The following is a 25,134-nucleotide window of genomic DNA, read 5'->3' on the forward strand; positions in this document are numbered from 1 at the left end:
TGCTTCCTCAATAAACGCTGCATCCTCAGGCTACCTCACACAGCGCAGCGGGATCGATAGAAAGTGCCAGGCGCTGGCCATCCGCATGCAGATCCTGGGCCGAGCGATTGAGTACGTCCACCACCAATTCCACGCCCCGGGCTTCGATCCGATAGCGGATCACATTGCCCAGCAGGCTATGGCTGCGGACCAGGGCGTCCAGTTCGCCGCTGCGGTTGAGCTCGATGGATTCGGGGCGGATAGCGATGCGCCCGTTGACCGGGCGTTGCAACAGCTTGCTGGCCTGCTCGGCATCCAGCAGGTTGTAGTTGCCGATAAAACCGGCGGCAAAGGCGTCCACGGGGGCGGTGTACAGGGTCTCGGCGTCGCCGCTCTGCACAATCTTGCCCTGGTTCATCAGGAAGATGCGGTCGGACATGACCAGCGCTTCTTCCTGGTCATGGGTCACGAAGATGGTGGTCAGCCCCAGCTCGCGCTGGATCTGGCGGATCTGTTCGCGCAGGTGTTTGCGAATCCGTGCATCCAGCGCCGACAGCGGCTCATCGAGCAGCAACAGGCGCGGCCGGGTGACCAGGGAGCGGGCGAGGGCGACGCGCTGGCACTGGCCGCCGGACATCTGGTGCGGGTAACGCCCGGCCAGATCCTTGAGTTCGACCAGTTGCAGCACTTCCTGGACACGCTTATGGCTGTCGTCGCTGTTGACCTTCTGCATACGCAGGCCGAAGGCGACGTTCTGCTCCACGGTCATGTTGGGGAACAGCGCGTAGCTCTGGAACACCATGCCGATATGGCGCTTCTGCGGGCTAACAGGAACGATGTCCTGGCCGTCCAGTAGGATCTGCCCGCTGTCCACTGGCGTCAGGCCGGCGATGCAGCGCAGCAGCGTGGACTTGCCGCAACCGGACGGGCCGAGGAGGGTGACGAATTCGCCCTTGGCGATCTCGCAATTGATATCGCTGAATACCGGGGTGGCGGCATAGCTTTTTTGCAGGTGCTGGACGCTGACGAAGCTCATTGGCTTTTGTCCTTGTTCAAGAGGTTGGCGGCCCAAGTGAGCAGCAGCACGAAGAGGAAGTAGGAAATGACCACGGCGCTGGTGAAGTGGCCGCTGCTGTTGCGCATGTTGTTGAGGTACACCTGCAAGGTCTCGTAGCGCGTGCCGACGAGGATATTGGCAAACACAAACTCGCCGAACAGGAACGAGAACGACAGCAGCAACGCCACCATCAGACCTTTGCGCAGGTTAGGCAACACCACCAGGATCGCCGCCTGCCAGGTGCTGGCGCCGAGCAGTTGGGCGGCATCCATCAAGTCGCGCAGGTTGATTGCTTGCAGGTTGTTGGTGATCGCGCGGTACATGAACGGCAGCGCCACGGTGAAGTAGCAGCCAATCAGGATCCACGGCGTGCCGACCATCGCCAGTGGCCCCGAGCCGTATAACTGCAACAGCCCCACCGACGACACCACCGGCGGCACCGCGAAGGGCAGCAGGATCAGGATGTTCATCAGCGCGTCGAGCTTGGGAAAGTGGTAGTGCACCACAAATAGCAGCGGCAGGATCAGCACCACCGACAGGATCAGCGCGCCGACGCAGACCAGCAATGACTGACCAAAGGCGTGCAGGAAGCGCGGATCGCTCCACAGTTGCACATACCATTTGAAGGTAAAGCCTGAGGGCAGGATGGTTGCCGACCAACTGCTGGCGAGGGAGTACACCAGGGTGCCAATCAACGGCAGCACCAGGATTGCGAACAGCAGGTACACCACCACGCGATGATAGAGGGCGACGGGGCTGGCTTCAGCGCGAGACATGGTAGCTCCTCTTGAGCAGCAGTTGATGGACCACGGTGACCACGGTCATCAGCGCCACCAGGATCACGGCCAGGGCGCTGGCCATGTTCGGGTCCAGGGAAATATCGCCGGAAACCATCGCCGCGATGCGGATCGGCAGCACGTTGAAGTTGCCGGTGGTCAACGCATAGACCGTGGCGTAGGCGCCCAGGGCATTGGCCACCAGGATCACGAAGGTGCCCAGCAGCGCCGGGGTCAGCACCGGCAGGCCGATATGCCGCCAGTACTGCCAGCCATTGGCCCCTAGCAACGCGGCGGATTCGCGCCAGTCTTCGCGCAGGGCATCGAAGGCCGGGTACAGCAGCAACACGCCCAGGGGGATCTGGAAGTAGGTGTACAGGATGATCAGGCCGGTCTTGGAGTACAGGTTGAAGTCCTGAATGATCCCGGCCTGCTTGAGCATGATGGTGATGCTGCCGTTGAACCCCAGCAGGATGATGAAGGCAAAGGCCAGGGGCACGCCGGAGAAGTTGCTGGTCATGTTGGCAAACGCAGTGACGAAGTTGCGCAGCGGCGAATCCACCTTGCGCAGGGAATAGCTGCCCAGCAACGCGATGATGATGCCGAAGATGCTGGAGTAGAAACTGATCTCCAGGCTGTGCTTGATTGCCTGCACGTAGAACTTCGAGCTGAAGATCTTGCTGAAGTTGGCCAGCCCCCAGCCGAACTCTTCCGATTGCAGGCTGTTGACCATCACCCAGAACAGCGGCGCGATCTGGAACACGATAAAGAACAGGGCGAAGGGCACCAGGCACAGGGCGGCCAGCCATTTGCCACGGATTACTGAATTCACTTCAACAGCTCCTGGCAGACAGGTTTGTCGTGGGCCACGCCAAGCAGGGCGCAAACGGTGCCGCAGATTTCGGTTTGCTTGGGCTGGGCCTTGGGGTCGAGGCTGAACGCATCGCCGAGGACAAACAGCGGTACTTCGCGTTCCTCCGCCAGCAGACCGTTGTGCGAACGGTCGTTGTTCATGCCGTGGTCGGCGGTGACCAGCACCTGGTAACCGACATCGAGCCAGCCTTGCAGGTAGTCGGCCAGGATGATGTCGGCCGAGCGGGCGCTGTTGCGGTATTGCGGGGTGTCGAGGCCGTGCTTGTGGCCGGCGTCGTCGATATTCATCGGGTGTACCAGCAAAAAGTTCGGCGCGTGCTTGAGGCGCAGGCTTTCGGCATCGGCAAACAGGTGGGCGTCGGGATAATGATCGCTCCAGTAGAAATGCCCGTGCTGGATCGCCAGGGCCTCGTCATCGGTATGCCGGTCGCGGGCTGCGCTGAAGGGCGAGCGGTTATACAGCTCGCTGACCCAGTGGTAAGCCGCCGCTGCGGTGCTCAGGCCGGCATCCGTGGCGTAATGGAAAATGCTGCGCTGGGTGGACAGGCGCGAGACGTGGTTGTGGACGATGCCGCTGTCGATCGGCGCTACGCCGGTGAGGATGCATTCGTACAGCGGGCGGGAGAGGGAGGGCAATTCGCATTCCAGCTTGTACAGCGCTGCGCGTCCTGCGCCGACGTAGGCCTGGAGATGCCCCATGGCATGCCGGGCGACCTCGTAGTTCAGGCCGTCGAGCACCACAAGGATGACGTTGTGCTTCATAGGGGCTCCGCAACAGTAAACATCGGTATGTCTGGAGGAACAGGGTCAAAACTGTGGGGGCGGGCTTGCTCGCCCCCACACAAGCCTGTTCCCACATTGGGTCTCCAGTGGATTGCCAATGTGGGGTGCTGGGCTTACTGCATATTGATAATGACTTCTTCCTGCCATTTCTGCGGCAGCGCCTTGGAGGTCTTCTCCCAGGCATCGGCGTCCTTGATCGGGGTCACGCCCTTGTACTGCTTGTTGGGCAGCAGCTTGGCCTGGACTTCTGGGGGCAGGGTCAGGTGTTCGGCACGGATCGGCCGCGCATTGCCCTTGGCCAGGTTGATCTGCCCGGCATCGCTGAAGATGTATTCGCGGGTCAGTTTGGCGGCGTTGGGGTGCTTGGCGTATTTGTTGATGATGGTGGTGTAGCCGGAAATCACCGAGCCATCCGATGGGATCAGCACCACATAATCATCCGGGTTGGCCATCTTGGCCTTGTAGCTCAGGCCGTTGAAGTCCCAGACCACGCCTACTTCAACTTCACCTTTTTCCATGGTGGCGATGGTCGGGTTGGCCAGGGAGATCCGCCCCTGCTTGGCGATCTCGGCGAACATCAGCAGCGCCGGCTGGATGTTCTTTTCATCGCCACCGTTGGCCAGGGCTGCGGCCAGTACGCCGTTGGCGGCCTGGGCGGCGGTGCTCACGTCACCAATCGAGACCTTGTACTTGCCGGTCTTCAGGTCAGACCACTTGGTCGGGACTTCGGAACCGTGCAGCAGCTTTTTGTTGACGATAAACGCGATGGTGCCGGTGTAGGCCAGTGCCCAGTTGCCGTCCTTGTCCTTGGCCCAGGCCGGGATCTGCTCCCAGGTGCTTGGCTTGTAGGGTTGGGTCACGCCCTGCTTGACCGCAATCGGGCCAAAGGCTGCGCCCACGTCACCGATATCGGCGCTGGCATTGTCTTTTTCTGCGGCGAACTTGGCGATTTCCTGGGCCGAGCTCATATCGGTATCGATGTGCTTGAGGCCGTACTTGGCCGCCAGGTCTTCCCAGGTGCCGCGCCAGTTGGCCCAGTCATCGGGCATGCCGACGCTGTTCACAGAGCCTTCTGCCTTGGCGGCAGCCTCCAGGGTTTTCAAGTCGGTGTCAGCGGCCATGGCGGCGGTGCACATGGCAATGGTCGAGCCTAACAGTGATGCCAGGAAAAGCTGTTTCATCCGAAGCTCCTTTGGGCGTTTTCAACGCTGCGTTTTTTATGATGCGCGGTTGGTTTGGTCTAGGTCAGCAATACACGAGCCAATTTAGGCGCGCTGGATGACAGTTTCATGTCGATGTCGTTTTTATAACGCCTGCGCAGGCGCCTGCCGGGTAAGCGTAGACCAATGCATGGACCCCGTATTTACTGGACTTGGCCGATGTATTGCAGGGCGTATGAGGCAGCGGCGCAAGGCGCTGTCATCTGTCGGTCATGTGTGATGCCTAGGCTTGCACGCAATGACCGCCGCCCATTCCAGGGGCATTTGGTGCACCCAGACAGTGCTGGCCTAGTCCAGATAGGTAACGTTGATGCGTGATGAGGCAACCAAAGCGGTGACAGCCATTGGCCAGGCGCTGCAAGAGCAGATCAGCCACGGCTTATTGACGCCTGCGAGCAAATTGCCGGCCGAGCGCAAACTCAGTGAGTTGTTTGGTACCACCCGGATAACGGTGCGCGAAGCCTTGCTGCAATTGGAGGCCCAGGGCCAGATCTACCGCGAGGAACGCCGCGGCTGGTTTGTCTCGCCGCCCCGTCTGGCCTACAACCTGATGCAGCGCAGCCACTTCCACGCGATGGTCAGCGCCCAGGGCCGGGTGCCGTCTACCGAGGTCATCTCGGCACGCCTGCAACCGGCGTCGGCGGCAGTCTGCGCGTGGTTGCAACTGCCGGCCCTGTCCAGCGTGATCCAGATCCGCCGCAGGCGACGGATTGATGGGCGATTGGTGCTGTATGTCGAGCACTACCTCAATCCCCAGTATTTCCCGGGGATCCTGGCGTGCGACTTGAATGAATCGATGACCGAGTTATATGCACGCAAGTACGACCTGCATTACGGGCGCGTGCGCTTCGAGATTGTGCCGACCTCATTGCAGGTAGACGCGGCAGCAGCCCTGAAAGTCTCGGTGGGCAGCCCTGGGCTGCGGATCGCCCGGGTCAACTACGATCAACATGAGCGGCTGATCGATTGCGATCTGGAGTTCTGGCGCCATGACGCGATTCATGTGGGGGTGGATGTGACCTGAGTGTCCTGCGGGCCACTCGCCGCCGTCACCACCTGCACACTCAAGCGCGGCATCGCCAGGTCCATCCCGGCCTCGTCCAGATGCCGCTTGAGCGACAGGTTGAACGCCCGCGACACCTCCCACTGCTTGGTCGGCGCGGTCTTGAAGCGTGCGCGCAGAATAGCGTTGCCGGACTCGAAACTCTCCACACCCTGGAACTCCAGGGGCGACCAGATATTGCGACGTTGCAGCGGGTCGGCGCGCATTTTCTGCCCCACATCGCGCATCAGCTTGATCGCGGTGTCGATGTCCATGCTGGCGGGTACCGCGACGCGGAAAATCGCGTAGCCGAATTCCCGCGAGTAGTTCTTGATGCTCTTGATCTCGCTGAACGGGATGGTATGGACGATGCCGTCGATGTCACGCAGGCGCACGGTGCGGATGGTCAGGCCTTCGACGGTGCCCAGGTGGCCGCCGACGTCCACGTAGTCATCGATGGCCAGGGAGTCTTCGATGATGATGAACAGGCCGGTGATCAAGTCCGCCACCAGGGACTGCGCACCAAAGCCGATGGCCAGGCCGATCACACCGGCACCGGCCAGCAGTGGCGTGACGTTCATGCCCATGTTCGCCAGGGCGACGATGGCGGCGATGATAAAGATCGTCACGAACAGCACGTTACGGATCAACGGCATCATGGTCTGCGCCCGCGCGTTGGCCAGGCCTTTGCGTGAGCGGGTGAGGGCGTGATGGATCGCGGTATCGGCGAGGATCCAGATCAGCCACGAAAACAGCAGCGTACCGGCCAGGCCAAACAGTTTGACGCTGATTTCATGCCCGTCGCCTTCGGTAAAGCGGATCAGCGACCAGCCCCACACGCGCAGGCCCAGCTCGATAAACACCAGCCATACCAACAGGTGGACCAGGGTGTAGAAGAAGCTTTTCAGCCGCTCGGAATACAGCGCGTGACGCTTGTGCCCGCGTTGCGGCTTGAGGGCCTGGCGGCGCACCAGGCCATTGATCACCATGCACAACACCAGCAACACCGTGCAAAACAGCGACTGACGCAGCGCGGTGCTGGTGTCGCCGGCGGAAACAAAGGTGGCAAACAGCGAAATACCCACCAGCAACAGTGCCGGCAAATACCAGAAGGTGCCGATGATCGACAGGGTATCCGTCAGCGCACGGCGGGTCAGGCGCCGTGACAGTGGCTGGTTGCGGATCAGGTGGGCGATGGGGCGGCGGAAACGCAGGATGAACACGCCGGTGGACAGCGCGGCCAGTACATTGGCGACCGTCGCCGCGCTGTGCGCGAGGTGGATCCCCAGGGCTTCGGTCAGGCGCGGGTCGCTCAGCGCCTCGCCAAAGGCGGCAAAACTGCCGATCAGCCACAGCGGGCGAAAGGCCTGGTGGCGCAGGATATACAGCGCCCGGTGGCGGTGCGGGCCGTCGAGTACAGAGAAGGCAATGACGCAGATCGCCGAGAAACAGGTGCCGACCACCAGCGCGTACGCCAGCACCATGGCCAGGGATTTGCCCAGGGATGAGGGCAGGGCGTAACTCATATAGACCGTGATCACCAAGGCAATCAGCCAGGGCCCTAGCTTGCGCAAGGCAAAGCGCAGCATGTCCCAGGTCTTGGGGTGTTGTGGCAGTTCTTCACTGAGGCCAAAGCGCAGGCGCACCCAGTGACCGAGCCAGATCAGCGCGGCAGCCAGCAGGCTCCAGAGCATCAAAATCACGGCAAAACCGAAGATGATCGGCAGCCATTCGCTGGCCGGCAGCATCAATGCGGAAAACTCGGACTTAGCCTGGTCGAATTCGGCAGACCAGCGATTGAGCGGGCTGTCGGTGCCGGACAGCTGTTGCTCCAGACTGGCCAGGGTTCCACCGATCAAGCCCAGTACCCCTTGCTCGGCGGCGGGCTGGGCCTTTTTCGTGGCTTCGCGCAGCTTTTTCAGGTCGGCCAGCAGCTTGGCGCGCTGCTGGTCGTTTTCCAGGTTCTTGATCACCTCGTCCAGGGACTGCCCCAACGGCACATCGGCCTGCGGCTGGGCCTTGGAGGAGCTGCCGAGGATGCCGGGCAGGCCGACCGCCTGGGCAGGGGCGATGGGCAGCAGGGTCAGCAGACACAGGAGCAGGCAGTACGGCAGGGCAAACAGACGGGTAAGCACGAGGCGGTCAACCTTGAAAACGACAGATCGACCGAGTGTACGAGGGCGCTATGCCCAATGCGAGTGCATTTGTCTATTCGGCCAGTTTGGCGAGGATCCGGAAGACGATGGTGCCGAGGATCAGCAGCATGCCGACCCACATGCCAAACACACCGAGGTTCTTGTCGCGGAAGTTGAAGCCAACGGCCAGCAGGATCATGCCCGCGAGGATGGGGATGAGCATGGCGTGGAAGGCGGACATCGGGATCATGGTGGGGACGGCCTTGTCGTTGGAAGATGATTACCAGTCTAGGCGTGTTTGGTGCAGGGTGCCTTGATGTGTGTCAGATAGAGATGGAGTGCGGTCGAAATCGCCATCGCGGGCAAGCCCACTCCCACATTTTGACCGCAGTCTTCTGTAGGAGCGGGCTTGCCGCGATTGGCAGCGCCGCCGATCTCAGGGCAGGTCACGACTCGCATAAAACGCACTCAACACCTTCACCAGGTGCGCCAGGTCATGGCTGCCGCACAGCTCGCGGATAGAGTGCATGGCGAATGTCGGCAGGCCGATGTCCACGGTGCGCACGCCGAGGTGGCTGGCGGTGATCGGGCCGATGGTCGAGCCGCAGCCCATGTCGCTGCGCACCACGAAACTCTGCACCGGTACTTCTTCGGCCATGCACAGGTGGCGGAAGAACCCGGCGGTTTCGCTGTTGGTGGCGTAGCGCTGGTTGCTGTTGACCTTGATCACCGGGCCGGCATTGAGTTTGGGGCCGTGGTTGGCATCATGCTTGTCGGCATAGTTGGGGTGGATGCCGTGGGCATTGTCGGCAGAGACCAGCAGTGACTTCTGAATCGTACGTACGAACTCATCACCTTCAGGCAGCAGGCGGCGCAAGGTCTGCTCCAGCATCGGGCCGTCGGCACCGCAAGCCGAGCAGGAGCCGACTTCTTCGTGGTCGGTACACACCAGCACGCAGGTTTCGTCGGTCTCGCTGGTGAGCAGGGCTTGCAGGCCGGCGTAGCACGACAGCAGGTTGTCCAGGCGTGCACCGGCGATAAAGTCGCCATGCAGGCCAATCACGGCGGCGCCTTGGGTGTCGTAGAAACTCAACTCGTAGTCGAGCACCACGTCGGCGTTCAGGCCATGTTCGCGGGCCAGTTGGTCAGTGAGCACGGCGCGGAAGTCCACGCGCTCGTCACCGGCAAACTGCGCGAGGATTGGCGGCAGTTCGGTCTGGGCGTTGATCGCCCAGCCCTGGTTGGCTTCCCGGTTCAGGTGGATGGCCAGGTTGGGGATAATGGCGATCGGCAACTTGAAGTCGATCAACTGGCTTTCGACCTTGCCGTCACGGCGGAACGTCACGCGCCCGGCCAGGGACAGGTCGCGGTCGAACCACGGCGCCAGCAATGCGCCGCCGTAGACTTCCACACCCAGTTGCCAGAAACCCTGGCGTTGCAGCTCGGGTTGCGGCTTGACCCGCAGGCACGGGCTGTCGGTATGGGCGCCCACTAGGCGGATGCCGTCATGCAGGGGGGATTGGCGACCCATCTTGAAGGCGATGATCGAGGAGTCGTTACGGGTTACGTAGTAGCGACCGTTGGCCTCGGTGGTCCAGGTCTCGCGCTCGTCAAGACGCTGGAAACCGGCGGCTTCCAGGCGTTGGGCCAGGGCAGCAGTGGCATGAAAGGGGGTGGGAGAGGCCTTGAGGAAGTCGATCAGGCCTTGATTCAACGCTTCGCGCATAAGTAGCTCCAGACAGCAATGGCGCGAGTTTACCGTCCGATGTGATAAGTGCACAGAACAAATGTGGGAGCGGGCTTGCTCGCGAATGCGGTGTGTCAGTCAGCCTTTCTGTGACTGATAGACCGCATTCGCGAGCAAGCCCGCTCCCACATTTTTGATCGGGTTGCCAATTTTAGAACGGCGCAGGGCACTCGAAGCGCAAACGTTCGCCGCTTTGCGGGTGAGTAAAGCTCAGCATGCTCGCGTGCAGGCACAGGCGGGGCCAGGCAGCCAGGGCCTGTTCGTGGGCATACAAACCGTCGCCCAGCAGCGGGTGACCGATGGACAGCATATGCACGCGCAACTGGTGTGAACGTCCGGTAATCGGCGTCAGCTCAACCCGGCACCAATCCCCGCAACGCTCCAGGACTTTCCAGAAGGTCAGTGCGTGTTTGCCGAACTCATGGTCCACCACATGTCGCGGCTTGGTCGGCGGGTCATAGCGCAGCGGCAGGTCGATGCTGCCACTGTCCAGTTCCGGTTGGCCCCAGCACAAGGCGGTGTAGGCTTTTTCGGTTTCGCGGTCGTGAAACTGACGGGACAGTTCGCGGTGGGTGTCAGCATCCCGGGCCAGCAGGATGATCCCCGAAGTTTCCCAGTCCAGACGATGGACGATGCGGGCCTCGGGATAGCCGTTTTCCTGCAGGCGGGTGATCAGGCAATCCTTGTTGTCGTCGGCGCGACCTGGCACCGACAGCAGCAGGGTAGGCTTGTTCACCACCAGCACAGCGGCATCCTGGTGGAGAATATGGATATTGGACAGCGGCATTAAACAGCCTCGTAACAAACGCCAACGGCGGCTGCGCCCATCGCCTCTTGTAGGAGCGAGCTTGCTCGCGAAGAACCTGAGAGCGCCGCGTTTATCCAGGATGAACGCGGTGCACTTGAGTCCTTCGCGAGCAAGCTCGCTCCTACAGGGGGCGATATAGCGGAGCCGCCGTGGCGACCGCCTGTTCGATCAACGATCAGGCAGGGTGATATTGAGTTCCAGAATCGAGCAGCTGCCGTCATTTTCCAGGGCGACATGCACGTCATCGTTACCGATATTGACGTACTTGCGGATCACCTCCACCAGTTCCTTTTGCAGGGCTGGCAGGTAATCCGGGGTGCTGCGTTGGCCGCGTTCGTGCGCCACGATGATCTGTAGACGCTCTTTCGCTACCGACGCAGTGCTAGTTTTTTTGGTGGAGCGAAAGAAGTCAAAAATACTCATTGTTTAGTTGCCTCCAAACAGGCGCTCGAAGAATCCCTTCTTCTGTGCATCGAGGAAGCGATGTTCCACGGTCTTGCCCAGCAAGCGATCGACAGCATCGCTGTACGCCTGGCCGGCGTCGCTCTGGTCGTCGAGAATGACCGGTACGCCCTGGTTGGACGCCTTGAGTACCGCTTGGGATTCTGGGATCACACCCAGCAGCGCAACTGCCAGGATCTCTTTAACGTCTTCTACGCCCAGCATCTCGCCCTTACTTACGCGCTCAGGGTTGTAGCGGGTCAGCAGCAGGTGCTCCTTGATCGGGTCTTCGCCTTTCTCGGCGCGACGGGATTTGCTGGCCAGCAGGCCCAGCATACGGTCCGAGTCACGTACCGAAGACACTTCCGGGTTGGTCACGACGATGGCTTCATCGGCGAAGTACATCGCCAGGTGAGCACCGGTCTCGATACCGGCCGGGGAGTCGCAGACCACGAACTCAAAGGTTTCCTTGAGTTCCATCAGGACTTTTTCCACGCCTTCTTTGGTCAGCGCGTCTTTGTCACGGGTCTGGCTGGCGGCCAGTACATACAGGTTCTCAAGGCGCTTGTCCTTGATCAGTGCCTGTTGCAGGTTGGCTTCGCCGTTGACCACGTTGACGAAGTCGTACACCACGCGGCGCTCGCAACCCATGATCAGGTCAAGGTTACGCAAGCCCACGTCGAAGTCGACGATGACTGTCTTGTGGCCGCGCAGAGCGAGGCCGGTACCGATAGCGGCGCTGGTGGTGGTCTTACCCACACCACCCTTGCCGGATGTAACCACGAGAATCTTGGCCAAGGTGTTTCACCCCTAAGGAAAAAGGACTTTTCGGTCCCTGAAAAACATCTCTTGAAACTCGCTGCAGGCGGACAGCCTTCGTAAGAAAAAGATGTGGTTCCCGTAGGGAAACGCCAACTTCCTATTGTTCCTACACAAGTCTTGCCGGTTTCGCTTTGCTATCAGAGTCTAGAGATGCTTGGAAAATGCGGCAGTATCCGTTAAAGACGGATGATGTTCAACACATCGCCCGACAGGCTGATCTGTACCCCGGCCCCCCACAGCGGATCACGCCGCAAATCTTCTGAAACCTTGTACTGCCCGGCGATGGACACCAGCTCAGCACTCAGTTGCTGGCAGAAAATCCGTGCCTTGGTATCACCCTTGACCCCGGCCAGTGCCCGACCGCGCATTGGGCCGTATACATGGATGTTGCCATCGGCGAGAAGTTCCGCACCGGGACTGACGGGGGCGACTACAACCAGATCGCCGCCCTGGGCGTAAATTTGCTGCCCGCCGCGTACGGGGGAGGTGATGATCTTTGTAGGCTTGATCGTCGGCTCGGGTGGTTTTTCCGGTTTTTTCTTCACTTCAGTTTCCACCGGGTCGAGCACGCGCTCGCGGGCGCCGGACGGTGGCAATACTGGCAGTTCAATGGCGATGGCCGCAGCGATGTCTTCAATGCGGCTGGCGCGAATGGCCAGGGTGCGCAGGCCATGTTGGCGGCACACGCGCATCAAGCCCGGCAGATCAACGGCGCCCTGGCCGGCTGGCAATTTGTCCAGGGCCAGCACCAGCGGCGCATTGTTGAAGAAATTCGGCGCGAGGGCGACTTTGGCGGCAAGCTGGCGATCCAGTGCGTCAAGGTCGTTGCGGGCCAGTTCCAGCACAGTAATGGCCAGCATGCTGCCCTTGAGCTGGAATACGGGATCTTGGTCTAGCGATTCAGTTTGGCTCATGGTCGGCAAAGCGGCTTGTCACGAAAAGTGTCGAGACTTATAACGAGAACATCCGCTAGCCGCAAGCCGGGTCGAACCGTTGTAGAATGCGCGGCCCTTGTCTTTACCGGAATCTGTAATGGATCGCCCGCGTTTTCGAGCTGTATTTTTTCACCCGCGCTTCTGGCTATTGTGGCTGGGACTTGGTGTGCTGTGGTTGATCGTGCAGCTGCCATACCGGGTTTTGTTGGGGATTGGCCGTGTCCTGGGTGCGTTTATGTACCGAGTGGCCGGTGAACGTCGGCGTATTGCCGCGCGAAACCTGGAACTGTGCTTCCCGCAAATGTCCGCCCAGGAGCGTAAACATTTGCTCAAGGAAAACTTTGCGTCCACCGGCATCGCCTTCTTCGAGATGGCCATGAGCTGGTGGTGGCCCAAGCCGCGCCTGGCGCGCCTGGCCCATGTCGAAGGGCTGGAACACCTCAAGCAGGCACAACTGGAAGGCAAGGGCGTGATCCTCATGGCCCTGCATTTCACCACCCTGGAGATCGGCGCTGCCTTGCTGGGCCAGAAGCACACCATCGATGGCATGTACCGTGAGCACGGCAACCCGTTGTTCGATTTCATCCAGCGCCGTGGCCGCGAGCGCCACAACCTCGATTCCCTGGCGGTAGAGCGTGAAGACGTGCGCGGCATGCTCAAGCTGCTGCGCGCCGGCCGGGCGATCTGGTATGCGCCGGACCAGGACTATGGCGCCAAGCAAAGCGTTTTTGTGCCGTTGTTCGGTATCCAGGCCGCCACGGTCACCGCCACCAGCAAGTTCGCGCGGCTGGGCAAGGCGTTAGTGGTGCCGTTTACCCAGCAGCGCCTGGCGGATGGCAGCGGTTACCGCATGGTGATTCATCCGCCGTTGCGCGACTTTCCCGGTGAGTCCGACGAAGTCGATTGCCTGCGCATCAACCAGTGGGTGGAAACGGTGGTGCGCGAGTGCCCTGAGCAATACCTGTGGGCCCATCGCCGTTTCAAGAGCCGGCCGCCGGGCGAACCCAAGCTGTACGAAAAGCGTCGCTGAACAAACGGACTGTCCCCCGCCCATGGAGTTATGCAATGCGCCCAACTGAACCGGTCACTGGCTTGATTCTTTCCGGCGGCGGGGCGCGTGCGGCGTATCAGGTCGGGGTGCTGGCGGCGATTGCCGAACTGTTGCCGCCGGGCGCGGCCAATCCCTTCCCGGTGATTGTCGGCACCTCGGCCGGCGCAATCAACGCCGTGAGCCTGGCCAGCGGGGCCATGGATTTTACCGCCGCCATTGAACGCCTCACCGCCTTCTGGCAGGGCTTTCGCAGCCATCTGGTACTGCGCAGCGACTGGCCGGGGGTGATTCACCAGGCCAGTCGCTTCCTGACCCGCAGCCTGTTGGGCCTGGGATCGCCGGTGCCGGTGGCGCTGCTCGACAGTTCGCCACTACGGGAACTGTTGCAGGAAAAATTGCATTTCGAAGGCATCAATGAGGCGATCCGCCATAAACACCTGCACGCCGTCGCCGTGACGGCGTTCGGCTATGAGTCGGGGCAGGCGGTGACGTTCTATCAGGGTGGCGGCACCATCGACGCCTGGCTGCGCCACCGGCGCATTGGCCTGCCCACGGAGTTGACCGTGGAGCACCTGCTGGCCAGCTCGGCGATTCCGTTGCTGTTTGCGCCAGTCAAACTCGATCAGGAGTATTTTGGCGATGGCGCCGTCCGGCAGTCGGCGCCGATCAGCCCGGCTTTGCACCTGGGGGCGAGCCGGGTGCTGGTGGTGGGCGTCAGTGGCAACCCGCGTTCCGTTGACCCGAATGAGCCGCAGCAACGCACTTACACCGGCCAGCAGCCGACCCTGGCGCAGATCGGCGGGCACATGCTCAACAGCACGTTCATTGACAGCCTTGAGAGCGATATCGAGTTGCTGGAGCGCCTCAACCAGTTCAGCCATCTGCAGCCGGCCGACAGCGCCGCGCGCGGTCTGGCACCGGTAGACGTGCTGGTGATTGCGCCCAGCCAGCCAATCGACGAGATTGCGGCGCGCCATCGCCAGGAACTGCCGGCAGCGTTGCGTCTGTTTTTACGTGGGCCAGGGGCGACCAAGACCAGCGGGGCGGGGGTGCTCAGCTATCTGCTGTTCGAGGCGGGGTATTGCAGTGAGTTGATCGAGCTGGGCCGGCGCGATGCACTGGCCAAGCGCGAAGAGTTGCAGCGGTTCCTGGGCTTGGCCTGATCCCTTGTAGGAGACAAGCTCCTACAGGGGGCCGTGTTCAGGCTTTAGAAGTGGTACTTGACCAGCAGGCTCGCCGTGTCCTGATTGGTCTCGAACGCGCCGCTGTCCTGGATCCCGTACTTGTTCTTCCAGTAGTCGTATTCAAAGCCGACATACAACTGCTTGGCGCCCCAGCTCATGGCCTTGCCCAAGTCATATTTGACCTGCGGGTTGAAGTGCAGGTTGGCGTGGTAGGTGCCACGGGCGTTCTTGTCGTTATCCACCACCCAGTCCATGAAACCGTCGATCAGCACGTCGGAGTTGCCCACGGGAATGGTGTACGACCATACCGGCGTGATCTGCCATACGCCGTCACCCGGGCGATTGCCTTCGGTCTGGCGCTGGTAGAAGTTCAACTGGAAGTAATCGAAGCCGGGGATGTTCAAGTCAAATGCCGGGCCTACCAGGTAGGACTCATTGTCGCCTTCGCCGAACTCGTAAGTGAACGCCAGCAAGACATCTTTGATCGGTCCGAAGGACAAGTCTTTATCGAAGATCTTGCCAAACGACAGCCGTGGGCTGAACTCGCCATAGTAAGTATTGGGGCCGACGTTGCCGTCTTCCTTGCCGTTGTAAAAGATACGGTCGAGGAAGAAGAAGTTGTCGCCGTACTTCCACGCATCGGCATGTTCAAAGGTGACGGTTTGCTGGATCTCTGGGTTGACTTTGAAGTTCTTGCCCCACAGGTAAGTCAGGCTGTTGTTCTGCCACTGCAGCAGGTCACCCGCCATCGCTTGGCCCCCAACCAACAGGGATCCTGCCAACATAAGGCTGTTCACGGTACGTTTCATTCGGTTGCTCCCGAGCTAAGGTTTTGTGGTTTTTCTTCTACGCAGGCGCTCTGGTGTGGCGCCTTTTGGTTCGCTGCAAAAATCGTCTGTTCGGTCAGCTTTAATGCTTTTAGCAAGAGCTGCGCCAAGGTGTTTGAAAAGCCAAAAAATCCCCGTCGGCTGCAGGGGATGCAGTCGAATTCAGAGGACTTTTGCGCACTTTGGCAGCCAACATAAGGCCGGGATAAGTTGGCCTTTAAGTCAGCTTTTACATTTGCTGTTTTTTTTTGAGTCGATTTGAGCGGGCGCGGAGAATACTGGCTCCAGAGCCTGTGCTCAAGTGCGCTGTAAAAGAGCGCGAGGGGCGAGAATGGGGCACGGCGTGTGGTCGGCCCCAGGTGAATGGCGTGCATGTGGATATTCCCTGTTCGTTGTTATTTTTGTAGTAACGAAGGAATCAATGCGTATGGGCGACTTCGGGTCGTTCTGAACCGCCCAGGATGTTGAACAACACGTTCAGCGACAACGCACTGAGCGTGGCCATGGCAATGCCGCTATGGGTAATCGGGCTCATCCACAACGGCAACTGGGCGAAGAACTCCGGGCGTACCACCGGAATCAGGCCCATGCCGATGCTCACGGCCACCAGCAACTGGTTACGGCGGTCGGCAATGTCGGCTTCCTGGAGGATCTTGATCCCGGTCGCCGCGACCATGCCGAACATCGCGATGGCCGCACCACCCAGCACCGCAGGTGGAATCGACGCTACCAAAAACGCCGCCTTGGGCAGCAGGCTCAGCACAATCAGAAAGGCCCCGGCCATGATCGTCACCGAGCGGCAACGCACGCCGGTCATCTGCACCAGGCCGATGTTCTGGGCGAAAGAGGAGTGGGTGAAGGTGTTGAAGAACCCGGCAAAGAACGATGCGCCGGCATCGCACAGCAGGCCGCGCCGTAGCATTTTCGGGGTGACTTCCTGCCCGGTGATCTTGCCCAGGGCCAGGAACATGCCGGTGGACTCGACGAAAATAATCACGACCACCAGGCACATCGACAGGATCGGCGCCAACTCGAACGTGGGCATGCCGAAGTGCAACGGCGTGACCACTTGCACCCACGGCGCCTGCTCCAGGCCACCGAGGTCGACCATGCCGAGCAAACCGCACAAGGCATAGCCCAGGGCCATGCCGATCAGCACCGAGATATTGACCCAGAAACCGCGCATGAAACGGTTGATCAACAGGATGGTGGCGAGTACCAGGCCGGCGATGGCCAGGTAGATCGGTGAGCCGAATTGCACAGCGCTGGCGCCACCGCCCGCCCAGTTCACCGCGACGGGAAACAACGAAAGACCGATGGCGGTGATCACGGTACCGGTCACCAACGGAGGGAAGAAGCGTACTACCTTGGACATGAACGGCGCGATCACCATGCCAAAGAACCCGGCGGCGATGGTTGCGCCGAAGATCCCTTGCAGGCCGATACCCGGCATGCCTGCCATGGCGACCATGCTGCCGACCGCAGCAAAGCTGGCGCCCATCATCACCGGCATACGGATACCCAGCGGGCCGATGCCAAAGGACTGGACCATGGTGGCGATCCCCGCCACCAACAGGTCGGCGTTGATCAGAAAGGCGATTTCTTCACGGCTCAAACCCGCGGCTTGTCCGATGATCAGCGGTACGGCCACGGCGCCGCCGTACATCAGCAGTACATGTTGCAGGCCTACCAGGATCAGTTGCAAAAGTGGAAGCCGCACCATGGCGGGCGCGGCAGGAATCTGCGTTTCTAACTGGGACATGCAACACCTCGGATCTTTTTTATTTTTGTGTTGTTTGGCAGTCAATTGCCATTTGGAGCTCGATCTCAAAATCACCGCAGATCCTCTGTGGGAGCGGGCTTGCTCGCGAAAACGGCGGCTCAGTCACCTTAAGGGTTGAATGACACACCGCATTCGCGAGCAAGCCCGCTCCCACATTTTGGATTTGCGTCAGGCTGTCAGTTAGTGCGGGCCCCCTGATTGATCCAGCTACCAATCAACTCGCGTTCCTGTTGAGTCATCTGGGTAATGTTGCCCAGCGGCATGATCTGGCTGGCAACCGCCTGCGCTTGAATGCGCGCCGCTTGCTGCTGGATCTGCGCCGGGGTATCGAACATCACCCCGGCCGGTGCGGTGCTGAACAGCGGGCTGGTGGGCTTGGCCGAATGGCACACGGTGCAACGCTCTTCAATCACGCTATGTACCTTGCCAAAATCCGTCGAGGCCTGGGCCGGAGCCGCTTCTGCCGCTGGTGCTGGCGCGGCGGGAGCTGCTGGCTTGAGGCCGCCACCCAATGCGGTTTCCGGCAATGGCTGGTACTCGATCGCTGCTGGCGCCTTGGCCACGTCCGGTGTGGTAACCGCGGGTTTTGGACCGGTGACATAAGCCAGGCAGATCATCGCCAGGGCACCGACCGGCAGAGTCCAGGCGTATTTCTGGCTGTCGTGGCGGGTGTTGAAGTAGTGACGCACCAACACCGCCGCCACCGCGATCCCGGCCAGGATCAACCAGTTGTACTGGCTGCCGTAGGTGCTCGGGAAGTGGTTGCTGATCATGATGAACAGCACAGGCAGGGTGAAGTAGTTGTTATGGCGTGAACGCAACAGGCCCTTGGCCGGCAGTGCCGGGTCTGGCGTGCGGTTTTCCGCGATCGCCGCCACCAGCGCACGCTGGGCCGGCATGATGATGCGGAACACGTTGCCGACCATGATGGTGCCGATGATGGCGCCCACATGCAGGTACGCGCCACGGCCACTGAACACCTTGCTGAAGCCATAGGCGGCGCCGATCAACAGGACGAACAGGATGAAGCCGAGCAGGGCAGGGCGTTTGCCCAGGGCCGAGTCGCACAGAAAGGAGTAGATGAACCAGCCGGCGAACAGTGAGCCAATGCCCAGCAACACGCCTTCGGTACCGCTGAGGCTGCTGCCGGGGGCGAGCAGGTACAGCGTCGGGTTGAGGTAGAACACCACGCAGAGCAGCGCGACGCCCGACATCCAGGTGAAATAGGCTTCCCATTTGAACCAGTGCAGGTTGTCCGGCATGGTCGGTGGGGCCAGTTTGTATTTTTCCAGGTGGTAGATACCGCCACCGTGGATCGCCCATAAATCGCCAGCCAGGCCGCTTTTGGGGTTGACGCGGTTCAGGTTGTTTTCCAGCCATACGAAATAGAAAGACGCACCGATCCAGGCCACGCCAGTGATCATATGAACCCAGCGCACGCTAAGGTTCAGCCATTCCAACAGATGTGCTTCCACAGTCTTTACCTCTCGCCCGTCACCCTTGTTGTCGGGTGATCGGACCTTCTCTTATTGGTGGGGGGCGAGGATCAACCGCTCATCCTCTTTGAAAAAATGCTCATCGCAGTTATTGCCTGTGCCACTGCGATCAACCACCAGGAAGTCATCCCGCTTTTCGATCGTCAGCACCGGGTGGTGCCAGACGCCGCGATGGTAATTAATGCCCTGCCTGCCGTTGGTGACGAAGGCGCGGACCAAGCCTGATACAGGTTCATCGCCAACCGGCGCGACCACGATCAGAAAGGGGTTGCCGAGCAGCGGGATAAAGGCCTGGCTGCCCAGCGGGTGTCTTTCCAGCATGCACACGGTCAACGGCATGTCCTGCGCATCGGCGCGGAAGATGCTGATGATGGCGTGGTCTTCTGGCGTGGCGGTCTCGACCGTCGCCAGTTTATGAAAGCGCATGGTCGAGCCGTTGTTGATCATGAAGTGATCGCTGCCTTCGGTTTCGATAACGTCTCCGAAAGGGGCGAAGGCTTCTTTGGTCAAGGGTTCGATCATCAGTGTGCGCATGGCTGTCTTCTTAATCTGTTTAGTTATTGATGGATCTGTGTAGGAGCGAGCTTGCTCGCGAAAAACTCAAGGGCACCGCGTTTATCCAGGAGGGACGCGTTATCGTTGACGATCTTCGCGAGCAAGCTCGCTCCTACATGGGCGGCCTTATTTAGCGACCTTGCCGAAAACCCGCAGGCGGCTCACACCACCATCCGGGAATACGTTGAGGCGGATGTGGGTGATCGGGCCCAGTGCCTTGATCTGCTCGGCGAAGGTGTGTTCGGCGTGCATTTCCAGTTTCTGTGCTGGCAGCAGTTCGCGCCAGAACAGCGATTGGGTTTCGATCTGGCTGTCGGTGCCGCCTTTGACGAACGCGCCCTGGATCGAGCAAGTGTCCGGGTAGTTGCCCTTGAAGTGCAGGGTATCGACCACCACTTTTTCGATCTCGCCGGCATGCCCCAGCGCGACGATTACCCAGTCATTGCCAGGCGTGCGACGGCGTGCGGTTTCCCAGCCATCGCCCATGTTGATGCCGCGGCCCGGGTTGAGGATGTTGCCCATGCGCCCGAAGTGTTCATCGGAGCAGGCCAGTGCGCGACCGCCATTGAGGGAGGAGGCCAGGTCCACTTGTTCGTTGTCACCCACGGTCGACCAGTCGCGGAACGGAATGCCGTACACACGCAGACGTGCTACGCCGCCATCCGGGAAGATGTTGAAGCGCAGGTGGCTGAACGCCTGGTCGTTGTTGATCTCGTGGAAGTGATGGCTGTTGCCCTGCAACTCTACGGCGGACAGCACTTCAACCCACTGGGTGTTGTCATCGGGCTCGCCCGAAGCCAGGAAGCAGCCTTCCAGGGACGCCGATGGCGGGAAGTTGCCGGTGAAGAATGAAGTGTCGATGTCCACGCCCTTGATCGAACCCGGTACGCCCAGGCGGATCACCGCGCTGTCGAAGCCTTCGAAGCGCTTGCGGCGGGACTCCCAGCCGTCCATCCACTTGCCGTTATCATCGAAAACGCCCTCCTTCCATACGGCCGGGGTCGGCTGGAACAGTCGGTTGGCGTCGGCGAACCAGTCATCGGTCACCGAGATGATCTTGGTGCCCAGGCGGGCGTCGGCCAGGTTGACGAACTTCTCGAAAGGTACGGGTTGCGCTTTCATTCTTCTTGTCTGCCTTAGATAGAGTGGCTTGGGATGCTTGCCAGGCCCTGGGCGTTGATCGATTCGCTCGGGCCAGGTTTGCTAAAGGGTCAGTAATCGGAACAACGCGATCTTGTTGATCTCTGCCAGCGCGCACTTGAACTCGGTCTCGACCGGGTTGTGGATGCGCGTTTCAAACGCGGCGAGGATCTGATGCCGGTTGCTGCCTTTTACCGCCATGATGAAGGGAAACTTGAACTTGGCCTTGTAGGCATCGTTCAGCTCGGTGAAGCGCGAAAACTCGTCGCTCGAGCATTGGTGGATACCGGCGCCAGCTTGTTCGTTAGTGCTGGCTTCGGTCAGTTGGCCCTGGACGGCAGCTTTGCCGGCCAGGTCCGGGTGAGCGTTGATCAGGGCCAGTTGCCTGGTGTGATCGGCACTCAACAGGATATCGCTCATGCGCTGGTGCAGGGTCTCAATCTCATCGATCGAAGCGTCCTGGCCCAGGTCGAAGGCCTTTTCGGCCACCCATGGCGAGTGTTCATAGATATCGGCGAAGGCTGCGACAAATTCGTCGCGGCTGAGGGTCGATGGTTTCAAGGTTTGGAACGCTGTCATTTGGCGGCTCCCTGGAAAGGGTGTACGTCATGCCAGTGGCGGGCAATGTCGACGCGGCGGGTGAACCACACCTGGTCATGGCCCTTGGCGTATTCGATAAAGCGCTTGAGTGCGGCCAGGCGCGCCGGGCGGCCGATCAGGCGGCAATGCAGGCCGATGGAGAGCATTTTCGGGGCCTCGGCACCTTCGGCATACAGCACATCGAAGGCGTCCTTGAGGTATTCGAAAAAGTCGTCGCCCTTGTTGAAACCCTGGACCTGGGTGAAGCGCATGTCATTGGTGTCCAGGGTGTAGGGGATCACCAGGTGCGCCTTGCCGGTCGGGTTGTTCGGTTCCCAGTAGGGCAGGTCGTCGTCGTAGGTGTCGCAGTCATACAGGAAGCCGCCTTCTTCCATCACCAGTCGCCGTGTGTTGGGGCCGGTGCGTCCGGTGTACCAGCCCAGTGGGCGTTCGCCGGTCAGCTCGGTGAGGATACGGATGGCTTCGAGCATGTGCTCGCGCTCCTGGGCCTCATCCATGTACTGGTAGTCGATCCAGCGGTAGCCGTGGCTGCAGATCTCGTGACCGGCGGCGACCATGGCACGGATCACATCGGGGTGGCGCTGGGCAGCCATGGCCACGGCGAAGATGGTCAGCGGAATGTCGAATTCCTTGAACAGCTTGAGGATGCGCCACACGCCGGCACGGCTGCCGTATTCGTACAGTGACTCCATGCTCATGTTGCGCGCGCCTTGCAGCGGTTGGGCCGAGACCATTTCCGAGAGGAAGGCTTCCGACTCTTTGTCGCCGTGCAGGATATTGCGCTCACCGCCTTCTTCGTAATTGAGTACGAACGACAGGGCAACGCGCGCCTTGCCCGGCCAGTGAGGGTGCGGTGGGTTACTGCCGTAACCGATCAGGTCGCGTGGGTAGTCAGCGCTCACTGCAGTCTTCCTTCTTGTTCGTGATCGATGGTGTGGCGGTCGTGGCGTCACAGCGATGGGCTGATTGTATACAACTTGATGGTCACTTTGTAAGCCTGTATTTCTGCATTTTTTCCAGGCGGTAGCAGAGGCCTATCCTTGCAAGAAACTTGCCCAATTGGTCAACTAAAATATGAAAAACCATCTGTAGGAGCCGGCTTGCTGGCGATGGCATTCTTGCTGTTGCCACATCTGTGGTCGATACACCGTCATCGCCGACGAGCTGGCTTCTACAGGGGGGAGGGATGTTTGTTGAATTTATTGTGTACAATTTTTTTGAAAAGTGTCTTAATCGGCTATCGCCGGCTTTTCATTGCCCTGCAAAGGTGCGGCCTCTTTATTAATCCACGACACGGGAGCTCCGATCCATGGGACGACTGACCACACACGTACTGGACGCCGCCCACGGCTGCCCAGGCAGCGCCATCAAGGTTGAACTGTTCCGCGTCGAAGGCGCGCAACTGGAGCTGGTCGCCAGTGCCCTGACCAACAGCGATGGCCGTTGCGACGCGCCGCTGCTGCAAGGTGATGAGTACCGCAGTGGTGTCTACCAGTTGCAGTTCAGTGCCGGCGACTACTACCGCGCCCGTGGCGTGCAACTGCCGGAACCTGCGTTTCTCGATGTGGTAGTGCTGCGTTTTGGCATCAGTGCCGAACAGGATCACTACCATGTGCCGCTGCTGATTTCGCCCTACAGCTACTCCACCTATCGCGGTAGCTGAGTCGTCACCTCGCTTCACACCCCCAAATGCTCTTCGTTGGTTTCGCCCGCTCACACTGCGGGCTTTTTTTTGCCCGCTCTGTAGGAGCGAGCTTGCTCGCGAAAAACGTCAACGATAACGCGCGTTGTCTGGCTACACGCGGTGCGCTCGAGTTCTTCGCGAGCAAGCTCGCTCCTACACGGCGTCAGGAAGCCACTAGCCCCTGAGCAGCGATGCCGCCCCGGCGCTGCCAAACAGCCCGGCACTGAAACGGTTGAACCAGCTCTGGCCCTTGCCGGTGCGCAGATACCGCGCGGCACCATGGGCTCCCAGGCCGTAGGCCAGCTTGCATAGCAGGTCCAGCACGGTCCAGGTGGCGATCATGATCAGCAGTTGCGGCAAAAACGGCTGCTGGCTGCTGAGAAACTGCGGCAGGAAGGCGGCGAAAAACAGAATGTCCTTGGGGTTGCTCGCGCCCAGCACAAAGGCCCGGCCAAACAGCGCGCGAAAGCGCGGTACGGGTGCTGCGTCCGGCACCACGGCGCCCTGGGACGGCAGGCGCGACTGCTGCCAGCTCTGCCAGGCGAGGTAGAACAGATACAGTGCACCGACGATCTTCAAGGCGCTGAACAACTGCTCCGACGCCAGCAACAAGGCCCCCAGGCCGAGGGCCGAGGCGCTCAGCAGGCAGATCGAGGCAAACACCCCGCCAAGAAACGCCGGGTACGAACGGCGCAGGCCGTAGTTCAGGCTGTTGCTGATCATCAGCAACGACAGCGGCCCCGGAATCAGGATCACGATCAAAGCAGCGCCGCTGAACAGCAGCCAGGTTTCCACGCTCATTACATTCCTCCATACATGCAAAAGCCCCACCCGAGGGTGAGGCGGTTTTCGCCGGCTTCCGAGTTACAGGAAGACAAACTTGGCGATGAAAATCGCGCACAGCACCCACAGGCTGATGGAAATTTCCTTGTACTTGCCAGTACCGGCCTTGAGGGCCACGTAGGTGATAAAACCCAGGGCGATGCCGTCGGCGACGGAAAAGGTCAAGGGCATCATGATCGCCGTGACAATCGCCGGGATGCTGTCGGTGGCGTCGTCCCATTCAATATGGGCCATGCCGCTCATCATCAGCATCGCCACATAAATCAATGCACCGGCCGTGGCATACGCGGGAATCATGCCCGCCAGCGGGGCGAAAAACATCGCTGCCACAAACAATACGCCCACGGTAACGGCGGTCAGCCCGGTGCGCCCGCCTGCGGCCACGCCCGCAGCGCTTTCCACATAACTGGTCACTGGCGGCACACCCACCACCGCACCAAACACGCTGGAGGCGCTGTCGGCTTTCAAGGCCCGCGAGAGGTTTTCGATCTTGCCGTCGGCGTTCACCAGCCCGGCGCGCTGGGCAACGCCCATCAGGGTGCCGGCAGTGTCGAACATGTGTACAAACAGGAAGGCGAATACCACGCTGATCATGCTGACGTTGAACACGCCCATCACGTCCATCGCCATCCAGGTCGGTGCCAGGCTCGGCGGGGGCGCCACAATACCCTGGTAATGCACCAGGCCCAGGCCCCAGCCGGCCAGGGTAACGGCGATGATGCTGATCAGGATCGCACCGAACACCCGGTGATAACTGAGGATCGCGATCAGCAAAAAGCAGATGGCCGCCAACAGCGGAGCCGGTTCATGCAGGGAGCCGAGCTTGATCAGGGTGGCGGGGCTTGCAACGATGATGCCGGCGGTTTTCAGGCCGATCACCCCCAGAAACAGACCCACCCCCGCGCCCATGGCGTGGCGCAGGCTTACCGGGATGCTGTTGAGCAGCCATTCGCGGATGCGCGACAGCGTCAGAATCATGAACAACACGCCGGAGATAAATACCGCACCCAGCGCGGTCTCCCAGGTGTAGCCCATGGTGCCGACCACGGTGTAGGTGAAAAACGCATTCAAGCCCATGCCGGGAGCCAGGCCTACAGGCCAGTTGGCATACAGGCCCATCAACAGGCAGCCGAGGGCCGCGGCGATACAGGTCGCGACAAAGGCGGCGCCGTGGTCGATGCCGGCATCGGCCATGATGTTGGGGTTGACGAAGATGATGTAGGCCATGGTGATGAAGGTCGTGAGGCCGGCGATCAATTCGGTCTTCACTGTGGTGCCATGCAAGCTGAGTTTGAACAGGCGTTCCAGCCAGCCCTGCTTCACGGTTGAAAGGTGGGGCGGACTGCGATCCAG

The 25,134-nt window shown here is 60.5% G+C and carries 26 protein-coding genes; 4 read left to right on the forward strand and 22 right to left on the reverse strand.

Annotated elements, in window-relative coordinates; genetic code table 11:
* Nucleotides 1–25: 25 nt before the first annotated feature.
* The 5 genes from FJD34_RS08170 to FJD34_RS08190 form a co-directional block, all read right to left on the reverse strand.
* Nucleotides 26–1,015, reverse strand: coding sequence for an ABC transporter ATP-binding protein (locus tag FJD34_RS08170; RefSeq protein WP_032863268.1), 990 nt, complete (start codon nucleotides 1,013–1,015; stop codon nucleotides 26–28).
* Nucleotides 1,012–1,812: an ABC transporter permease gene (locus FJD34_RS08175; RefSeq protein WP_032863267.1), complete on the reverse strand. Its 801-nt coding sequence runs from the start codon at nucleotides 1,810–1,812 to the stop codon at nucleotides 1,012–1,014. Before FJD34_RS08175 ends, FJD34_RS08170 begins: the two co-directional genes overlap by 4 nt.
* Nucleotides 1,799–2,644 carry an ABC transporter permease gene (locus tag FJD34_RS08180; RefSeq protein ID WP_032863266.1) on the reverse strand — a complete coding sequence of 282 codons (846 nt, stop codon included), beginning with the start codon at nucleotides 2,642–2,644 and terminating at the stop codon, nucleotides 1,799–1,801. Before FJD34_RS08180 ends, FJD34_RS08175 begins: the two co-directional genes overlap by 14 nt.
* Entirely contained in the window at nucleotides 2,641–3,447 is an 807-nt protein-coding gene (locus FJD34_RS08185; RefSeq protein WP_090291640.1) for an alkaline phosphatase family protein, read from the reverse strand. The genes FJD34_RS08180 and FJD34_RS08185 overlap by 4 nt, the downstream gene beginning before the upstream one ends.
* A 134-nt stretch (nucleotides 3,448–3,581) precedes the next feature.
* Nucleotides 3,582–4,649 (reverse strand): ABC transporter substrate-binding protein, encoded by a 1,068-nt coding sequence (locus tag FJD34_RS08190; protein ID WP_090291638.1) that lies wholly within the window; start codon nucleotides 4,647–4,649, stop codon nucleotides 3,582–3,584.
* Nucleotides 4,650–4,998: 349 nt separating this feature from the next.
* On the opposite strand from FJD34_RS08190, the gene FJD34_RS08195 reads away from it, so the two are divergent.
* Complete coding sequence (locus FJD34_RS08195) at nucleotides 4,999–5,712, forward strand: UTRA domain-containing protein (RefSeq protein ID WP_032863263.1); 714 nt, start codon at nucleotides 4,999–5,001, stop codon at nucleotides 5,710–5,712.
* Here the strand turns inward: FJD34_RS08195 and FJD34_RS08200 are convergent.
* The 7 genes from FJD34_RS08200 to minC form a co-directional block, all read right to left on the reverse strand.
* On the reverse strand, nucleotides 5,688–7,865 hold the full coding sequence (locus tag FJD34_RS08200; protein ID WP_090291637.1) for a mechanosensitive ion channel family protein: 2,178 nt from the start codon (nucleotides 7,863–7,865) through the stop codon (nucleotides 5,688–5,690). The two genes, FJD34_RS08195 and FJD34_RS08200, sit on opposite strands and share 25 nt — an antisense overlap.
* A 73-nt stretch (nucleotides 7,866–7,938) precedes the next feature.
* Nucleotides 7,939–8,115, reverse strand: a complete 177-nt coding sequence (locus tag FJD34_RS28035; protein ID WP_162843703.1) for a hypothetical protein — start codon at nucleotides 8,113–8,115, stop codon at nucleotides 7,939–7,941.
* A gap of 186 nt (nucleotides 8,116–8,301) precedes the next feature.
* Nucleotides 8,302–9,591, reverse strand: a complete 1,290-nt coding sequence (locus FJD34_RS08205; RefSeq protein WP_032863261.1) for a M18 family aminopeptidase — start codon at nucleotides 9,589–9,591, stop codon at nucleotides 8,302–8,304.
* Nucleotides 9,592–9,763: 172 nt separating this feature from the next.
* Entirely contained in the window at nucleotides 9,764–10,399 is a 636-nt protein-coding gene (locus tag FJD34_RS08210; protein WP_065942377.1) for an RluA family pseudouridine synthase, read from the reverse strand.
* Between the two features lie 189 nt (nucleotides 10,400–10,588).
* Nucleotides 10,589–10,843: a cell division topological specificity factor MinE gene (minE, locus tag FJD34_RS08215; RefSeq protein WP_032863259.1), complete on the reverse strand. Its 255-nt coding sequence runs from the start codon at nucleotides 10,841–10,843 to the stop codon at nucleotides 10,589–10,591.
* Between the two features lie 3 nt (nucleotides 10,844–10,846).
* Entirely contained in the window at nucleotides 10,847–11,659 is an 813-nt protein-coding gene (gene minD / locus FJD34_RS08220; RefSeq protein WP_032863258.1) for a septum site-determining protein MinD, read from the reverse strand.
* A gap of 200 nt (nucleotides 11,660–11,859) precedes the next feature.
* Nucleotides 11,860–12,597, reverse strand: a complete 738-nt coding sequence (gene minC, locus FJD34_RS08225) for a septum site-determining protein MinC (RefSeq protein WP_032863256.1) — start codon at nucleotides 12,595–12,597, stop codon at nucleotides 11,860–11,862.
* Nucleotides 12,598–12,715: 118 nt separating this feature from the next.
* Between minC and FJD34_RS08230 the strand changes: the two genes are divergently transcribed.
* Together FJD34_RS08230 and FJD34_RS08235 are read left to right on the forward strand one after the other, a co-directional pair.
* Nucleotides 12,716–13,648: a lipid A biosynthesis lauroyl acyltransferase gene (locus FJD34_RS08230; RefSeq protein WP_032863255.1), complete on the forward strand. Its 933-nt coding sequence runs from the start codon at nucleotides 12,716–12,718 to the stop codon at nucleotides 13,646–13,648.
* Nucleotides 13,649–13,683: 35 nt separating this feature from the next.
* Nucleotides 13,684–14,832 carry a patatin-like phospholipase family protein gene (locus tag FJD34_RS08235; protein ID WP_032863254.1) on the forward strand — a complete coding sequence of 383 codons (1,149 nt, stop codon included), beginning with the start codon at nucleotides 13,684–13,686 and terminating at the stop codon, nucleotides 14,830–14,832.
* 44 nt (nucleotides 14,833–14,876) lie between these two features.
* Here FJD34_RS08235 and FJD34_RS08240 read toward each other — a convergent pair whose 3' ends face one another.
* The 8 genes from FJD34_RS08240 to puuE form a co-directional block, all read right to left on the reverse strand.
* Entirely contained in the window at nucleotides 14,877–15,662 is a 786-nt protein-coding gene (locus tag FJD34_RS08240) for an outer membrane protein OmpK (protein ID WP_032863253.1), read from the reverse strand.
* On the reverse strand, nucleotides 15,659–16,054 hold the full coding sequence (locus FJD34_RS08245; RefSeq protein WP_146552190.1) for a hypothetical protein: 396 nt from the start codon (nucleotides 16,052–16,054) through the stop codon (nucleotides 15,659–15,661). The genes FJD34_RS08240 and FJD34_RS08245 overlap by 4 nt, the downstream gene beginning before the upstream one ends.
* 44 nt (nucleotides 16,055–16,098) lie before the next feature.
* Complete coding sequence (locus tag FJD34_RS08250) at nucleotides 16,099–17,442, reverse strand: nucleobase:cation symporter-2 family protein (protein ID WP_065942378.1); 1,344 nt, start codon at nucleotides 17,440–17,442, stop codon at nucleotides 16,099–16,101.
* A 197-nt stretch (nucleotides 17,443–17,639) separates the two neighbouring features.
* Nucleotides 17,640–18,938, reverse strand: a complete 1,299-nt coding sequence (locus FJD34_RS08255; protein ID WP_090291635.1) for a urate hydroxylase PuuD — start codon at nucleotides 18,936–18,938, stop codon at nucleotides 17,640–17,642.
* 51 nt (nucleotides 18,939–18,989) lie between these two features.
* The gene (locus FJD34_RS08260; RefSeq protein WP_032863250.1) at nucleotides 18,990–19,493 is read right to left on the reverse strand and encodes an ureidoglycolate lyase; all 504 of its coding nucleotides are present in this window, start codon (nucleotides 19,491–19,493) and stop codon (nucleotides 18,990–18,992) included.
* A gap of 147 nt (nucleotides 19,494–19,640) precedes the next feature.
* On the reverse strand, nucleotides 19,641–20,636 hold the full coding sequence (gene alc, locus FJD34_RS08265; RefSeq protein WP_032863249.1) for an allantoicase: 996 nt from the start codon (nucleotides 20,634–20,636) through the stop codon (nucleotides 19,641–19,643).
* Between the two features lie 81 nt (nucleotides 20,637–20,717).
* Nucleotides 20,718–21,233 carry a 2-oxo-4-hydroxy-4-carboxy-5-ureidoimidazoline decarboxylase gene (gene uraD, locus FJD34_RS08270; protein WP_032863248.1) on the reverse strand — a complete coding sequence of 172 codons (516 nt, stop codon included), beginning with the start codon at nucleotides 21,231–21,233 and terminating at the stop codon, nucleotides 20,718–20,720.
* The gene (gene puuE / locus FJD34_RS08275) at nucleotides 21,230–22,156 is read right to left on the reverse strand and encodes an allantoinase PuuE (RefSeq protein WP_032863247.1); all 927 of its coding nucleotides are present in this window, start codon (nucleotides 22,154–22,156) and stop codon (nucleotides 21,230–21,232) included. Before puuE ends, uraD begins: the two co-directional genes overlap by 4 nt.
* 407 nt (nucleotides 22,157–22,563) lie before the next feature.
* On the opposite strand from puuE, the gene uraH reads away from it, so the two are divergent.
* Nucleotides 22,564–22,917: a hydroxyisourate hydrolase gene (gene uraH / locus FJD34_RS08280; RefSeq protein ID WP_032863246.1), complete on the forward strand. Its 354-nt coding sequence runs from the start codon at nucleotides 22,564–22,566 to the stop codon at nucleotides 22,915–22,917.
* A 195-nt stretch (nucleotides 22,918–23,112) separates the two neighbouring features.
* Here uraH and FJD34_RS08285 read toward each other — a convergent pair whose 3' ends face one another.
* Both FJD34_RS08285 and FJD34_RS08290 read right to left on the reverse strand, forming a co-directional pair.
* A complete protein-coding gene (locus tag FJD34_RS08285; RefSeq protein ID WP_032863245.1) occupies nucleotides 23,113–23,739 on the reverse strand; it encodes a LysE family translocator in 627 nt (208 codons plus the stop codon).
* A gap of 63 nt (nucleotides 23,740–23,802) precedes the next feature.
* Nucleotides 23,803–25,134 (reverse strand): NCS2 family permease, encoded by a 1,332-nt coding sequence (locus tag FJD34_RS08290; RefSeq protein ID WP_223232712.1) that lies wholly within the window; start codon nucleotides 25,132–25,134, stop codon nucleotides 23,803–23,805.

Source organism: Pseudomonas brenneri (genome assembly GCF_007858285.1).
Lineage (GTDB): Bacteria > Pseudomonadota > Gammaproteobacteria > Pseudomonadales > Pseudomonadaceae > Aquipseudomonas > Aquipseudomonas brenneri.